This is a genomic window from Methylobacterium sp. W2, from assembly GCF_020662345.1.
Lineage (GTDB): Bacteria > Pseudomonadota > Alphaproteobacteria > Rhizobiales > Beijerinckiaceae > Methylobacterium.
This window is the reverse complement of record NZ_VMOA01000026.1, coordinates 1-14,019: the sequence shown is the minus strand read 5'-3', so window position 1 is coordinate 14,019 and position 14,019 is coordinate 1. Positions and strand designations below refer to the sequence as shown.

At 63.6% G+C, this 14,019-nt stretch carries 14 protein-coding genes; 10 read left to right on the top strand and 4 right to left on the bottom strand.

Annotation, left to right across the window (positions count from 1 at the left end; all coding sequences use genetic code 11):
• Window positions 1-151 precede the first annotated feature (151 nt).
• From FPV16_RS15280 to FPV16_RS15270, 3 genes are all read left to right on the top strand, one after another.
• Window positions 152-700, top strand: a complete 549-nt coding sequence (locus FPV16_RS15280; protein ID WP_227439251.1) for a formaldehyde-activating enzyme — start codon at window positions 152-154, stop codon at window positions 698-700.
• Between the two features lie 100 nt (window positions 701-800).
• Window positions 801-1,523 carry an RNA methyltransferase gene (locus FPV16_RS15275; protein ID WP_227439250.1) on the top strand — a complete coding sequence of 241 codons (723 nt, stop codon included), beginning with the start codon at window positions 801-803 and terminating at the stop codon, window positions 1,521-1,523.
• A gap of 65 nt (window positions 1,524-1,588) precedes the next feature.
• Window positions 1,589-3,934 (top strand): putative bifunctional diguanylate cyclase/phosphodiesterase, encoded by a 2,346-nt coding sequence (locus FPV16_RS15270; protein WP_227439249.1) that lies wholly within the window; start codon window positions 1,589-1,591, stop codon window positions 3,932-3,934.
• Here the strand turns inward: FPV16_RS15270 and FPV16_RS15265 are convergent, their stop codons facing one another.
• From FPV16_RS15265 to FPV16_RS15255, 3 genes are all read right to left on the bottom strand, one after another.
• Complete coding sequence (locus FPV16_RS15265; RefSeq protein WP_227439248.1) at window positions 3,935-5,233, bottom strand: O-acetylhomoserine aminocarboxypropyltransferase/cysteine synthase family protein; 1,299 nt, start codon at window positions 5,231-5,233, stop codon at window positions 3,935-3,937.
• 32 nt (window positions 5,234-5,265) lie between these two features.
• Window positions 5,266-5,664, bottom strand: a complete 399-nt coding sequence (locus tag FPV16_RS15260) for a response regulator (RefSeq protein WP_227439247.1) — start codon at window positions 5,662-5,664, stop codon at window positions 5,266-5,268.
• 109 nt (window positions 5,665-5,773) lie between these two features.
• Complete coding sequence (locus FPV16_RS15255; RefSeq protein ID WP_227439246.1) at window positions 5,774-7,054, bottom strand: O-acetylhomoserine aminocarboxypropyltransferase; 1,281 nt, start codon at window positions 7,052-7,054, stop codon at window positions 5,774-5,776.
• Between the two features lie 362 nt (window positions 7,055-7,416).
• On the opposite strand from FPV16_RS15255, the gene FPV16_RS15250 reads away from it, so the two are divergent.
• The 3 genes from FPV16_RS15250 (at window position 7,417) to FPV16_RS15240 (ending at window position 10,453) form a co-directional block, all read left to right on the top strand.
• Window positions 7,417-8,724: an MFS transporter gene (locus tag FPV16_RS15250; protein ID WP_227439245.1), complete on the top strand. Its 1,308-nt coding sequence runs from the start codon at window positions 7,417-7,419 to the stop codon at window positions 8,722-8,724.
• Window positions 8,725-8,897: 173 nt separating this feature from the next.
• Window positions 8,898-9,881 carry a hypothetical protein gene (locus tag FPV16_RS15245; RefSeq protein ID WP_227439244.1) on the top strand — a complete coding sequence of 328 codons (984 nt, stop codon included), beginning with the start codon at window positions 8,898-8,900 and terminating at the stop codon, window positions 9,879-9,881.
• Window positions 9,848-10,453, top strand: a complete 606-nt coding sequence (locus FPV16_RS15240; RefSeq protein WP_319802245.1) for an NADAR family protein — start codon at window positions 9,848-9,850, stop codon at window positions 10,451-10,453. The genes FPV16_RS15245 and FPV16_RS15240 overlap by 34 nt, the downstream gene beginning before the upstream one ends.
• 48 nt (window positions 10,454-10,501) lie before the next feature.
• Here the strand turns inward: FPV16_RS15240 and FPV16_RS15235 are convergent, their stop codons facing one another.
• Window positions 10,502-11,059 carry a CoA-binding protein gene (locus FPV16_RS15235; protein ID WP_227439242.1) on the bottom strand — a complete coding sequence of 186 codons (558 nt, stop codon included), beginning with the start codon at window positions 11,057-11,059 and terminating at the stop codon, window positions 10,502-10,504.
• A gap of 65 nt (window positions 11,060-11,124) precedes the next feature.
• Here FPV16_RS15235 and FPV16_RS15230 point away from each other — a divergent pair, with 65 nt between their 5' ends.
• The 4 genes from FPV16_RS15230 (at window position 11,125) to FPV16_RS15215 (ending at window position 13,852) form a co-directional block, all read left to right on the top strand.
• On the top strand, window positions 11,125-11,553 hold the full coding sequence (locus FPV16_RS15230; protein WP_227439241.1) for a PaaI family thioesterase: 429 nt from the start codon (window positions 11,125-11,127) through the stop codon (window positions 11,551-11,553).
• 1,021 nt (window positions 11,554-12,574) lie between these two features.
• Window positions 12,575-13,036, top strand: a complete 462-nt coding sequence (gene rplM / locus FPV16_RS15225) for a 50S ribosomal protein L13 (RefSeq protein ID WP_018042797.1) — start codon at window positions 12,575-12,577, stop codon at window positions 13,034-13,036.
• Window positions 13,037-13,038: 2 nt separating this feature from the next.
• On the top strand, window positions 13,039-13,518 hold the full coding sequence (gene rpsI, locus FPV16_RS15220) for a 30S ribosomal protein S9 (RefSeq protein ID WP_027174194.1): 480 nt from the start codon (window positions 13,039-13,041) through the stop codon (window positions 13,516-13,518).
• 82 nt (window positions 13,519-13,600) lie between these two features.
• Complete coding sequence (locus tag FPV16_RS15215; RefSeq protein ID WP_227439240.1) at window positions 13,601-13,852, top strand: hypothetical protein; 252 nt, start codon at window positions 13,601-13,603, stop codon at window positions 13,850-13,852.
• The last annotated feature ends 167 nt before the right edge of the window (window positions 13,853-14,019 follow it).

Here is a 14,019-nt window from a genome sequence, read left to right as displayed (position 1 = left end):
GCGGTCATAGCGCGCTGCACCAGGACGCGAAAGCCGTGCCCCTTACAGAACGCGCGGGGCGTCGGCGGGCTCGAAATTCGCCGATCCCCCTGGACATCCGGCGATGGGGCGGGAATGTGCGGGCCATTCCGACATCGAGAAGGACATGTCCATGAGCGAACGCATCATCCTGCGGGCCGGCGAGGCCCTGGTCGCCGGCGGCCCGCCCAACACCGCCTCCGAGCCGGAGGTGATCATCGGTGAGCTCGACGGTCCCGTGGGCACGGCTTTGGCCACCCTCACCGGCGATCAGGTGGTGGGCCATTCCCGCGTCTTCGCGCTCCTCAACACCGACATCATGGTGCGGCCGGTGACGCTCTGCGTCTCCAAGGTCAGCGTCACGGAAGCCAAGTACACCTCGATCCTGATGGGGACGGTGCAGTTCGCCATCGCCAACGGCGTCCTCGACGCCGTGCGCCTCGGCTACATCCCCAAGGAGAAGGCCAACGACCTCGGCATCATCTGCTCGGTCTGGCTCAGCCCCGGCGTGATCGAGGCCGAGACGGTGGACCACAAGGCCCTGTTCGAGATCCAGCGCAAGGGCATGACCGAAGCGATCCGCAAGGCCATGACCAACGAGCCCTCCATCGACTGGCTCCTGGAGAACCAGGACAAGATCATCCACAAATACTACCAGATGGGCCTCGACGGTAAGATCTGAGCGAGTCTACGAATCGCGGAGGAGCCGAAGCGCTCGCGGCTCCTCCCATCTTGTCGAAGACGGACTATGCGGCCGGGCCGCTCCATGGCAGAGGGCGACGATGATCGCCCCCGTCGTCATCCTGGTCGAACCGCAGCTGGCCGAGAATATCGGCATGGTCGCCCGCGCCATGGCCAATTTCGGCCTGTCGGAGCTCCGCCTCGTCGCCCCCAAGAACGGCTGGCCGAAGAAGGGCGTGCGCGAGGCCGCCTCCGGAGCCACGCATGTCCTCGACGGCGCCACCGTGCACGCCACGGTGCCGGAGGCGATCGCCGACCTGAACTATCTGCTCGCGACCACGGCCCGCGAACGCGGGCAGATGAAACGCGCCCATGCCCCCGACGAGGCCATGGCGGATGTAGCTGCACGGGCGGGACAGCGTGTGGGCGTGATGTTCGGCCGGGAGCGGATCGGGCTGACCAACGACGAGGTGTCGTTGGCCGATGCCATCGTCACCTTTCCCGTCTCCCCCGATTTTCCGTCCCTCAACCTCGCGCAGGCGGTGCTCCTCGTCGGCTACGAATGGCGCAGGGCCTCGGGCCAGGCCCGACTTCCCTTCAGCGGCGAGATGCAGTCGCCGCCCGCCACGCGGGAGGCGATGGCCTCCCTCGTCGCCAGCCTGGAGGCCAGCCTCGACGCAGGTGGATTCTACCCGCCCGAGAAGCGGGACGTGATCGCCCGCAACATGCGCGACATGCTCCATCGCATGGCCATGACGGAGCAGGATGTCAGAACGTTTCGCGGGGCGTTGCGGGCCTTGACCCGAATGAAGGCGCAGAACTGACAAATGTTGGCAATCTAGTCGGTTCTTAACGCCTGTGCGACGATTGCGTGCGAGGGTCAGGCGCCATGTGGAAGCATCGACTCAACGCCATCGGCGGCGAATTCGTCTCGGTCGAACGGGAAGCCGCATTCCAAGCGGAGCGCTTCTCCGAAACCCTGCGCCATGCCCGGCTGGTCTTCCTCTGCGGCGTCTTCCTCAACACGCTCTTCCTGCTGAGTGACTGGCGCTTTGCGGGGCAGACCCATTTCTGGGTCGCCGTCCCGGCCCGGGTCTGCGTTATCCTGATCTCCCTCGTCTGCCTGCTGGCCTCCAGGAACATCACCCGCTTCGGCAGGCTCCAGGCGTTGATGGTGACGTGGGAGATCATCGTGGCCGGATGCGTCGCGGCCCTGTGCTCGTCGCGGTCCGACATCGCACTCTTCGTCATGCTCCTGCTGCCCGCGATCTACATGATCGTCGTGCCGACGCGTTTCCTCTGGAGCGTGACGACCAGCGCCATCGCGTCGGTCGCGCTGACGGCGGGCTATCTCCTGCCGGGGCCCCTGCCGTCCACGGCGTTCGGGATCTGCCTGGCGGTTCTGGTGTCCAACGTCGCGATGTTGCTGTTCGTGGTGCGGTCGAACCGCCTGAGGCGCCTGGAATGGACGGCGACCCAGGCAGAGCGTCGCGCCAATACCGAGTTGGCGGAAAGCCGGCGCCTGTTCGAGACGATGTTCAAGGCGGTGCCAATTCCGATCGTGGTCTCGCGTGCGGATGACGGCCAGATCGTCGATGCCAACGACGCCGCGAGCCGCTTCTACGGGCTCGACGACGGCGAAGCGCTGACCCGCTACAACACGCGCGACCTGGTCGACGGACCGACCCGGCGCGTGATCCAGGCGGAACTCGACCGGAACGGAACGGCCAACGAAATCGAGATCACCACGGGCGCCGCCGGCCGGGTGCGGCGGGACGCCTTGTTGTCGGCGGTGACCGTGGAGATGGACGGCGCGACCCGGGTGATCTCCAGCCTGGTCGATATGACGAGCCGCAAGGCGGTGGAGGAGCGTATCCGCCTCGCTGCCCAGCGGGACGTCCTCACCGGCCTGCCGAACCGCGCTCTGTTCCAGACGACCCTCGACGCCGCGCTGAGCAAAGCGGAGGCGTCCGGCCAGCGCGTCGGCCTGATCCTCATCGATCTCGATGCGTTCAAGGAGGTCAACGACACCCTCGGCCATGACGCGGGCGACGCCCTGCTGAAAGAGGTGGCCCGACGCCTCGGCAACACCATTGGCGAGCACGATCTCGTCGCCCGGCTCGGCGGCGACGAGTTCGTCGTCATCGCCCTCTGCGAAAAGGATCGCCACCAGTCGAGCCGGCGCATCCACGCCCTGTCCCGGGCGATCCTCGACGTCCTGAAACCGGCGATGGCCGTCTCAGGGCGCGCAGTCTCGCCCCGCGCCAGTCTCGGCCTCGCCCTGTTTCCGGAACACGCCACCAATCCGACGGATCTCTTCACCAACGCGGACCTTGCCCTCTACGCGGCCAAGGCGGCCGGACGAAACCGCGCGACGCTGTTCGTTCCGGCGCTCCGGGCGGATATCGAACATCGCGTCTCCGTCGCCCGCGAGATGCGGTTGACGCTCGAAGTCGGCGGTCTGATTCCGTATTACCAACCCAAGATCAGCCTCGCCACCGGTCGCATCGTCGGCTTCGAAGCACTGGCCCGGTGGCAGCACCCGACCCGCGGCCTCCTGTCCCCGGCGAGTTTCTCGACGGTCTTCGACGATGCGGAGATCGGGATCGCGGTCGGCCATGTCCTCGCGCGCCAGATCTTCGCCGACATGGCCGGATGGATCGCGCAAGGGTACGAACCCGGCCGGATGTTCCTGAACCTGTCCTCGGCGCAGTTCGCGCAGGAGAATCTCGCCGAAAGCCTGATCGCCGATCTCTCCGCCGCGGGGCTGGCCCATGACAGGATCGGCGTGGAGGTGACGGAGACGGTGCTCCTCGGCGGCCATGGCGACCGTGTTTCGGCGGTCCTGGCGACCCTGCACCGCGCCGGCATCCGCGTCGCGCTCGACGATTTCGGAACCGGCTACGCCTCCCTCACCCACCTGAAGCAATATCCGGTGGACGAGATCAAAGTCGACCGCAGCTTCGTCCGCGATCTCGAACGGGATGCCAACGACGCTGCCATCGTCACGGCAGTCGTGCAGCTTGGTCAGAGCCTCGGCCTCGACGTCACCGCCGAGGGCGTCGAAACCGAAGCCCAGGCGGCTTTCCTGCGCGAGCAGGGCTGCGTCTATGCGCAGGGCTACCTGTACAGCAAGCCCATGCCGCAGAGCCGGGTGCCGTGGTTTCTCAACAAGCATGGCGGCAGGGCCGCCTCCCTGGGAGCGGCGACCTCGACCGAGCTCAGATTCGCCTGATCAGGCGGCGGCCTGATCGAGGGCCTGGGCGATATCGGCGATCAGGTCCTCGACATTCTCCAGACCGATGGAGAGACGGACGGTCTCCGGACCGACCAGGGCCGCTGCCTTGTCGGCCGGGCTCAACTGGCGATGCGTCGTGGTGGCCGGGTGGATCGCCAGGGATTTGATCTCGCCGATATTCACGAGATGCGAGACGAGCTCCAGGCTCATGATGAACTTCACCGCCGCCGCCTCGCCGCCCTTCAGCGCGAAGGTGAAGATCGAGCCCGGGCCCTCCGGCACGTAGCGCGCGGCGAGTTCCTCGCCCGTCTGGCCGGGGAGGGCCGGATAGCTCACCCAGTCCACGGCCGGATGGTCCTTGAGGAAGCCGGCCACCGCCTTGGCGTTCGAACAATGCCGCTTCATCCGCAGAGGCAGGGTCTCGATGCCGGTGAGCGTCAGGAACGCGTTCATCGGCGACAGGCCGGGGCCGAGATCGCGCAGGCCAAAGAGTCGACAGGCCACGGCGAAGCTGAAATCCGGGAAGCGGTCCGAGACGACGAGGCCGTCGTAATCGGCCCAGGGCTCGGTGATGAGGTTGTAGCGCCCCACCGCCGCCGGCCAGTCGAACGTGCCCGCGTCGCAGATGATGCCGCCGATGGTCTGACCGGAGCCGCCGAGGAACTTCGAGGTCGAGTGAAAGACGATGTCGGCCCCGTGCTCGATCGGCCGGATCAGGGCCGGGGAGGCGAGGGTGTTGTCCACCACCAGGGGCAGGTTGTGGCGCTTGGCGACCTCGGCGATGCCGGCGATGTCCATCACCGTGGCACAGGGATTGACGATCGACTCGCAGACGATGGCCTTCGTCTGCGGCGTGATCGCCGCCTCGAAATCGGCCGGGGTCAGGCCCTTGGCGAAGAGCGGCTTGAGGTCGTAGCGCGCATCGAGGCGGTTCATCAGGCCCAGCGAGCCGCCGAACAGGCGCGGCGAGGCGACATAGGCGTCGCCACTCTTCATCAGCGTCATCAGCACGAGGAGGAGGGCGGACTGGCCCGACGAGACGGCCACCGCCGCCTTGGCGCCTTCCAGCGCGGCGACCCGGCGCTCCAGGGCGGCCACGGTGGGGTTCGAGCCGCGCGAATAGGAGAAGCCGGTGCGCCGCATGGCGAAAATGTCGGCGGCCTGCTCGGTGGATTCGAACACGAAGCCGTTGGTGAAGTAGATCGGCTGGACCCGCGCGCCGGTGGCGGGGTCGGGCGCCGCGCCGGCATGGACGGCCTGGGTGGCGAAGCGGAGCGGGCGGGTCTCGGTGGCCATGATGGGCGTCGCGATCTTCAAGAAGAGAGAGGTCAGGCAGCGCGCCTGGCGAAGGCCCGCAACGTCCGGACCAGGGTGGTGGGCGCGTAGGGTTTCGGGATGAACCGCGCGCCGTCGGGCATGTCGTGCGGCCCGGGCGTGCCCATGCCGGAGACGACGAGGACGGGAATCGTCGGCCAGCGATGGGCGACGAGGCGGGCCAGCGCGAACCCGTCCATGGAGCCCTGCGGCATGTCCACGTCGGTCATCAGCAGGTCGATCTCCGCGTTGCGTTCGAGGATCGTCAGGGCCTTGTCGGCCTGCGGCGCTTCGAGGACACGGAAGCCCGCATCGACCAGGGTATCGGCGGCCTCCATCAGGAGAAGGCCGTCGTCTTCGACGAGAAGAATGACCGGGGGCTCGCCGGAGGGCTCGAAAGGTTCATGCGTCATGCGAAGCGAACGATCTCGATGGGGGATTGGTTCGCGGGGTAATCCCCGCCACCGTGAGGGTCAAGCGTCGCAGGCGCAAGGCTGCCACGCACGACCATCTCCAATGAAATCAAGCGCTTAACGCCGCGTCGAGATCCTCGATCAGATCCGCCGGGTCCTCGATGCCGATGGAAAGCCGCACCACTTCCGGCCCGGCGCCGGCGGCGGATTTCTGCACGTCGGTGAGCTGGCGGTGGGTGGTGGAGGCCGGGTGGATCACGAGCGAGCGGGTGTCGCCGATATTCGCCACATGGGAGAACAGCTGCAGGTTGGCCACCAGCTTCACCCCGGCCTCGTAGCCGCCCTTGAGGCCGATGGTGAACACCGCGCCCGAACCCAACGGCGTGTAGCGCCGGGCGAGCTGATGATACTTGTCGGTCTCCAGCCCCGGATAGCTCACCCACTCCACCGCCGGATGGGTGCTGAGATGGGTGGCAACCTCCAGCGCGTTGTCGCAATGGCGCTGCATCCGCAGGGGCAGGGTCTCGATGCCGTTGAGGATGAGGAAGGCGTTGAACGGCGACAAAGCCGGGCCGAGATCGCGCAGACCCAGCACCCGGATGGCGATGGCGAAACCGAAATTGCCGAAGGTCTCGGACAGCACCATGCCGGAATATTCCGGGCGCGGCTGCGACAGCATCGGGTAGCGGTCGTCGCCGGCCCAGGGGAAGGTGCCGCCGTCGACCACGAGGCCGCCGATGGAATTGCCGTGGCCGCCCAAAAACTTCGTCGCCGAATGCACGACGATGTCGGCGCCGTGCTCGAACGGCCGGATCAGGTACGGCGTCGCCATGGTGTTGTCGACGATAAGCGGGATGTTGTGGCGCTTCGCGATCACCGACAAGGCGGCGATGTCCGTGATGACCCCACCAGGATTGGCGATGGACTCACAAAAAATCGCCTTGGTGCGCGGCGTGATCGCGCGCTCGAACGAATCCGGATCGTCGGTATCGGCCCAGACCACGTTCCAGCCGAAGCTCTTGTAGGAATGGTTGAACTGGTTGATCGAGCCGCCATAGAGCTTGTTGGCCGCCACGAACTCGTCGCCCGGCTGCATCAGCGCGTGCATGGTCAGGAATTCGGCGGCATGGCCCGAGGCCACCGCCACGGCGGCGGTGCCGCCCTCCAACGCCGCGATGCGCTCTTCGAGCACCGCGTTGGTAGGGTTGGTGATGCGCGAATAGATGTTGCCGAAGGCCTGCAGCCCGAACAGCGAGGCGGCATGGTCCACGTCGTCGAAGACGAAGGACGTGGTCTGGTAGATCGGGGTCGCGCGGGCGCCCGTGGTGGCGTCGGGGGCGGCGCCCGCATGGATCGCCAGCGTGTTGAAGCCGGGGATACGGTCGGTCATGGACATCCTCCAGGGGCCGGCGGCACGAACGGCTTCCGTTCTAGCGCCTGTGCCGGGCCAGACGGAAGAGGAGACACAGCCTCGTTCCGCTTAAACGAACAGAAGTTCTTTATGGCGGACGATGGGCGTGGGTCAAGGGTGAGCGGTGTCGCGAGCGGTGTGCGAGCGTCCCTCCCCCCTCTGCGGGGGAGGGTGGTCGCGGAGCGACCGGGAGAGGGGACAACGCGTCCGGATAGGGCGCTCCCCTCATCCGACCCGCTAACGCGGGCCACCTTCTCCCGCAGAGGGGAGAAGGGGATGCGCAGGCACGATCCTGCACGAATTCGCATGGCACTCGCCCGCACCTGCGGTTATAGCGCCGCATGCTCCAGCCTGCTCCGCCCCCGCCCGTCTCCGCCGCGAAGATCCTCATCGCCAGCTTCGTCGGCACGGCGATCGAGTTCTATGATTTCTACGTCTACGCCACGGCCGCCGCCCTGGTGATCGGGCCGATCTTCTTCTCGGCCGACGATCCCTCGGTGCAGACGCTCGCGGCTTTTGCCACCTTCTCCATCGCCTTCATCGCGCGGCCGCTGGGGGCGGCGTTCTTCGGGCATTTCGGCGACCGGGTCGGGCGCAAGGCGACGCTGGTGGCCTCCCTGATGATCATGGGGGTCTCCACCGTGCTCATCGGCTGCCTGCCGACCTATGCCACCGCCGGATGGTGGGCACCCTTCGCCCTGTGCGTCCTGCGCTTCGGCCAGGGCATCGGCTTTGGTGGCGAATGGGGCGGCGCGGCCCTGCTGGCGGTGGAGAACGCCCCGCCGGGGCGACGCGCCCTCTACGGCATCTTCCCGCAGCTCGGCGCGCCGGTGGGCTTCATCACCGCCAATCTCGGCTTCCTCGGCCTCGCGCTGGCCCTGACCCCGGCCGATTTCCAGGCCTGGGGCTGGCGCATCCCGTTCCTCGCCTCGGCCGTGCTCGTGGGCGTCGGGCTCTATGTCCGGCTGAAACTCACCGAGACGCCGGTGTTCAAAGCGGCGATGGAGAAGGCCGGCCCCGAGCGGGTGCCGCTGGCCGTCATCTTCACCAAGTACCTCCGAGCGACCCTGCTCGGCACCTTCGCCATGGTGGCCTGCTACGCGGTGTTCTACCTCTCCACCGTCTTCGCCCTGAGCTACGGCGTCTCGAAACTCGGCTTCGACCGCCCGACCTTCCTGCTGTTCGAATGCGTCGCCGTGCTGTTCATGGCGCTGGGCATCCCGCTCTCGGGCTGGGCCGCCGACCGCTACGGCCGCCGCCCCGTCCTCCTCACCGGCCTCGCCTTCACCGCCTCGCTCGGCCTGCTCCTCGGCCCGATGCTCGGAAGCGGGCAGGGCGGCCTGGTGCTCGGCTTCCTGTGTCTGGGCCTTTTCGCCATGGGGTGGTTGTTCGGGCCCATGGGCGCCCTGCTGCCCGAGCTCTTCCCCACCCGCGTCCGCTACACCGGCGCCTCGGTGACCTACAACCTCGCCGGCATCCTGGGCGCCTCCGCCGCGCCGTATCTGGCGCAGCGGCTGAGTGAGTGGGGCGGGATCGGTTGGGTCGGGTTGTATCTCGCTGTGGCGGCTGGGGTTAGTTTTGTGGCTGTGGCGCTGATGGAGGAGACAGGTGGAATGTCATTAAAGACCGAAGCACGAAATAATAATTAACTTCAGCCGCACTTATTCAAAAAAATTTACCCCACAGATATATCTCACAGAAAATCATACAGTTAGGAGTTCGCTCGCTTTCAATTACAACCTATTACGTTATATTGCTATCCACGGCTGCGTGAACACGAAACCGACTGGTGGCCGCAAAAGCATAATTGGTAGGGAATAGCATGTCCAACCGTCACCAATTACTGACCGCTATTTCTTCAGAAATAGCGGATTATAGGAACGGAGAGATTAAAAGGCTAGACACTGAGCATGTAGACCGATGGGTTCGTCAATTCCCAGATAGCGCGCAAGATCCTATACTTTTAGAAATGAAACATGTTTTAGAAAATACTTACATAAATAAAAAGAACTTCAAAGATTTCATTTCATCTGTAATATCCAATAAAAATCTTGCAGGCGATGATCCATCTATTTTTTGGCGCGGGGTAAAGTTTCTAGCTTTACAAACTGCAGGTAACAGCCAGCGAGTTATGCTTGAGATGTTTGATAATACGCTGCAATCCAAATGTGGGTTTGGAATTTCGGAATGCGGCGAGGAACCCCATACCTTTTTATATCTGGACGATCTAGTATATTCTGGAGGTCGAACAAAAACGGATATAACCAGATGGATACGGGAGGAATCCCCCAAAGAAGCAAAATTGGTTATCTTAACACTTGGAATTCACCTACTTGGTAAATATTTTGCGGAAACTGATATCAATAAAGCTTCAAAGGATTCCGGAAAAAGTATAAAACTAGATTGGTGGCACGCAAAAAGCATCGAAGATCGCAAAGCGTATATGAATAATTCAGATGTGTTAAGACCCACCACTATTCCAGCAGACATCGAGACAAATAAGTACATTACAGAACTTGGCCTTGACCCTGTTCTTAGGGCGCCTGGACAGGTTGGCGGCAATAAATTCTTCTCATCAGAAGAAGGTCGTTTTTTGCTTGAACAGCAATTTTTAATTAAAGGAGTGCAGATTAGAAAGCAGTGTCCATACTTAAATGAGTATATGCGCCCCCTGGGTAACAGCATGCTGAAAACTACAGGCTTTGGCACTATGGTCGTGACTTTTAGAAACTGCCCAAACAATGCCCCACTAGTACTCTGGGCTGGCGATCCATGGTATCCACTATTCCCACGCAAGACAAATTAAACATGCCCCCATCTAGATTTAGAACATACATTCGTCACGAAGCCATATGCTTCCGAAAGACCTCGGAAGCATATGGCGGTCTATCTAACATGGCGCCGGGCTTTCCTATAAAGATTAATGACATTAGTATTCGAACTTCTGAAGCACTTTATCAGGCATGCAGATATCCTCACATGCCCGAGGTTCAACGTACAATTATTTCTGAGGCCAGCCCGATGACTGCAAAAATGCGGTCTAAACCATTCAGGAAGGATTCGCGAAGGGATTGGGAAGAAGTAAAAGTACCAATAATGAGGTGGTGCCTGCGTAAAAAGCTATTTTGCAATTGGGATAAGTTTTCTAGACTTCTAATATCTACTGACAATAAACCGATAGTCGAAGATTCCTCAAAGGACAGTTACTGGGGCGCTATACCTATAAACGGAAACATTCTAGAGGGCGAGAACGTCCTTGGAAGATTGTTGATGGAAATTCGAGAAAAAATAAACAATAACCCGGATTATTTTACTACAATTCTTACACCACAAGTTTCGAATTTTGTTCTTCTCGGAAATAAGATTGAAGATCAATAGCAGACGAACACAACCAATGAACTGCCAATCAGATAAATAGGTCAGTATTCACCCCCGTTCAATCGTCAACCGCTGAACCCCCTTACCCCCCAAAACCGGCCGCTTCGAACTCAAGATCCGGGAATTCACCCCGGTCCAGCCGATCTCGCCCGAGATCCGCCCGTACTCGATCTTGGGGCAGCGGTTCATGATCATCGTGATGCCCGCCGCCTCGGCGCGGGCGGCGGCTTCATCGTCGCGAACGCCGAGCTGCATCCAGACGATCTTCGGCCGCACCGGCAGGGCGAGGGCTTCGTCCACGAGGCCACCGGCCGCGTCGGAATTGCGGAAGATCTCGACCATGTCGACCGGGCCGGGGAGGTCGGCGAGGCGGGCGACGACGGCCTTGCCGAGCAGCATCTGCCCGGCGAGGCCGGGATTGACCGGGATCACGTCGTAACCCCGTGAGAGCAGGTATTTCAGCACGATCCAGCTCGGCCGGGCCGGGTTCGCGGACGCACCCACGAGGGCGATGGTCTTCGTCTCCGTGAGGAGCCGGCGGATCAGCGCATCGGGGTAGCGGTCATGGCGCGAAGGATCATGGCGGACGGCGACGGGGTCGGTCATCGGGACTCTTGCGTGACGGGCTCGCAGACTTGTCCGCCATCGCGCCCCGTGCTGCAAGGCGAGCCATGACGACTGCCATGTCCCTGCCTGAGACCATCGCCTTCCTGGAGCGGGACTTCCCGCAGATGAACCATGACGGGCGCGTCTTCCACCTGGAGGCGGTGGGGCCGCTCTCCGCGCGGATGCGCCTCGACCATCACGAGCGCTTCCTGCGCCCCGGCGGCACGATCTCCGGCCCGGCCATGATGGCGCTCGCCGATTACGCCCTCTACGCGGCGATCCTCGCCAATATCGGCCCGGTGGGCCTCGCCGTGACGACGAACCTCTCCTTCAACTTCCTCAGGAAACCCGGCCCCACCGGCCTCGTCGCCGAGGCCACGCTCCTCAAGCTCGGCAAGCGCCTCGCGGTGGGGGAGGCGCAGCTCTTCGCCCCCGGCTCGGACGACCTCGTCTGCCACGCCACGGGGACGTATTCGATCCCGCCGGAGCGGTGAGTTCTCGCGTGACCTCATGATGAGCGCGGGCCCCCTCTCCTGGAAGGAGAGGGACAGGGTGAGGTGTGTGACCTTTTCGGAGATGGACCACACCTCACCCCAACCCTCTCCTTCCAGGAGAGGGAGCCCGTCGCGCCTCTGCATCGACGCTTCACGGTCAAGGGAACGGCCTTGGGGCAGACATGCGTATCCGGTCCATGCACGCGGAGCAGGCGGGAGAGGGGGCGATCTCGCCGGAGATGGTGCTCCCCTCTCCCGACCCTCGCTCACCTCGTTCCTTCTCGCGGGCAGCGCGGGTCCCCTCTTCTGGAAGGAGAGGGACAGGGTGAGGTGTGTGACCTCTCCGGAGATGGACCACACCTCACCCCAACCCTCTCCTTCCAGGAGAGGGAGCACGTCGCGCCTCTGCATCGACGCTTCACGGTCAAGGGAACGGCCTTGGGGCAGACATGCGTATCCGGTCCATGCACGCGGAGCAGGCGGGAGAGGGGGCGACCTCTCCGGAGATGGTGCTCCCCTCTCCCGACCCTCGCTCACCTCGTTCCTTCTCGCGGGCAGCGCGGGTCTCCTCTCCTGGAAGGAGAGAGACAGGGTGAGGTGTGTGACTCTTCCGGAGATGGACTACACCTCACCCCAGCACTCTCCTTCCAGGAGAGGGAGACCGGCGCGCCTCTGCATCGACGCTTCACGGTCGAAGAAACGGCCTTGGGGCAAACATGCGTATCTGGTCCATGCACGCGGAGCGACCGGGCGAGGGGGTGACCTCTCCGGATAGGGCGCTCCCCTCACCCGACCCGCATTCGCGGGCCACCCTCTCCCGCAGAGGGGAGAGGGGTTATCCGTTGCGGTATCCTGGTACCGCAACGTCGAAATGCTTCATCCGCTTACGGTTTTTGCCATTCTGGCTGCATCGAAACACCTTGACGACTCACCCGTTGCGCCGTATTGCAGCCTCCAACGCCGCTGCGTGTCTCACGTGGCGGCGCATCGTTTTGCAAGACATCATACGGAACGCCACGGGATGAAGACCTTTTCTCTGAAGCCCGCCGACGTCGACAAGAAGTGGATCATCGTCGATGCGGAGGGTCTGGTCGTCGGCCGGCTCGCCACCATCATCGCGATGCGCCTGCGTGGAAAGCACAAGCCTTCCTACACGCCCCACGTCGATTGCGGCGACAACGTCATCGTCATCAACGCCGAGAAGGTGAAGTTCACCGGCCGCAAGCGCGAGCAGAAGGTGTATTACCACCACACCGGCTACCCGGGCGGCATCAAGGAGCGGACCGCGAAGTTCATCCTCGACGGCCGGTTCCCCGAGCGCGTGGTCGAGAAGGCCGTGGAGCGCATGCTCCCCCGTGGACCGCTGTTCCGCCAGATCATGGGCAACCTCCGGGTCTACAAGGGCACCGAGCATCCCCACACCGCCCAGCAGCCGCAGGCGCTCGACGTCGGCAGCCTCAACCGCAAGAACGTGAGCGCTTGATCATGGCGACCCTCCAGTCCCTCTCCGACCTGAACCGCGCCAACGTCGAAGATCCCGAGAACGCGGCTCCCGTCCACGTTCAGAAGCTCGACGCGCAGGGCCGCGCCTATGCCACCGGCAAGCGCAAGGACGCGGTCGCCCGCGTCTGGATCAAGCCCGGCAACGGCACCGTCGTGGTCAACGGCCGCGCCGTCGAGACCTACTTCGCCCGTCCGGTGCTGCGCATGATCCTGCGCCAGCCCCTCACCATCGCCAACCGCGTCGACCAGTACGACATCACGGTCACGGTGCATGGCGGCGGTCTCTCCGGCCAGGCCGGCGCCGTGCGCCACGGCCTGTCGAAGGCGCTCACCTATTACGAGCCGGAGCTGCGCGCGCCGCTGAAGCGCGAAGGCTTCCTCACCCGCGACAGCCGCGTGGTCGAGCGCAAGAAGTACGGCCGCAAGAAGGCCCGCCGCAGCTTCCAGTTCTCGAAGCGCTGAGCGTTTCGGTTCTCTCAGATTTTGGAAAGGGCGGCCTCGTGCCGCCCTTTTCGTTTGTCGCGACACAGTCAGAGGTCATCCGATGCCCAACGTCTTCCGGCGCGTTCACGCCCCCGTCGTCACCGCGGTCACGCTCTGCCTGTCGAAGGTCGGCGACGAGGTGAAGGGCGAGGTCAAGCTCGCCGACGGACGCCAGTTCAGCACCACCGGCGTGATGCCCATCGCCCAGGCCTTCGGCATCGCCGTCCATGTGGCCAACGAGGGCGGCATGGAAATCGTGGTGATCGATCCGCAAAGCGCCTGGAAGCCGAGCTGGGGAACGCTCGAGGGCTGATGGCGGTCGAAACCCCGCTGCGTACCGCATGAAGCCCCGTCGCGTACCGCTCGAAAGCCCGTCGCGTACCGCATGAAGCGGGGGTCCGATTCCGCAGGGCGGCCGTCGCCAATCCGGTGGAAACACCGTAGTTTCGCGGCATGAGCCAGCCGACGACCCCCTCCTTC

Coding starts and splice junctions, on each gene's coding strand:
- FPV16_RS15280 (WP_227439251.1), top strand. CDS start 152: ATGAGCGAACGCATCATCCTGCGGGCCGGCGAGGCCCTGGTCGCCGGC.
- FPV16_RS15275 (WP_227439250.1), top strand. CDS start 801: ATGATCGCCCCCGTCGTCATCCTGGTCGAACCGCAGCTGGCCGAGAAT.
- FPV16_RS15270 (WP_227439249.1), top strand. CDS start 1,589: ATGTGGAAGCATCGACTCAACGCCATCGGCGGCGAATTCGTCTCGGTC.
- FPV16_RS15265 (WP_227439248.1), bottom strand. CDS start 5,233: ATGGCCACCGAGACCCGCCCGCTCCGCTTCGCCACCCAGGCCGTCCAT.
- FPV16_RS15260 (WP_227439247.1), bottom strand. CDS start 5,664: ATGACGCATGAACCTTTCGAGCCCTCCGGCGAGCCCCCGGTCATTCTT.
- FPV16_RS15255 (WP_227439246.1), bottom strand. CDS start 7,054: ATGACCGACCGTATCCCCGGCTTCAACACGCTGGCGATCCATGCGGGC.
- FPV16_RS15250 (WP_227439245.1), top strand. CDS start 7,417: ATGCTCCAGCCTGCTCCGCCCCCGCCCGTCTCCGCCGCGAAGATCCTC.
- FPV16_RS15245 (WP_227439244.1), top strand. CDS start 8,898: ATGTCCAACCGTCACCAATTACTGACCGCTATTTCTTCAGAAATAGCG.
- FPV16_RS15240 (WP_319802245.1), top strand. CDS start 9,848: ATGGTATCCACTATTCCCACGCAAGACAAATTAAACATGCCCCCATCT.
- FPV16_RS15235 (WP_227439242.1), bottom strand. CDS start 11,059: ATGACCGACCCCGTCGCCGTCCGCCATGATCCTTCGCGCCATGACCGC.
- FPV16_RS15230 (WP_227439241.1), top strand. CDS start 11,125: ATGACGACTGCCATGTCCCTGCCTGAGACCATCGCCTTCCTGGAGCGG.
- rplM (WP_018042797.1), top strand. CDS start 12,575: ATGAAGACCTTTTCTCTGAAGCCCGCCGACGTCGACAAGAAGTGGATC.
- rpsI (WP_027174194.1), top strand. CDS start 13,039: ATGGCGACCCTCCAGTCCCTCTCCGACCTGAACCGCGCCAACGTCGAA.
- FPV16_RS15215 (WP_227439240.1), top strand. CDS start 13,601: ATGCCCAACGTCTTCCGGCGCGTTCACGCCCCCGTCGTCACCGCGGTC.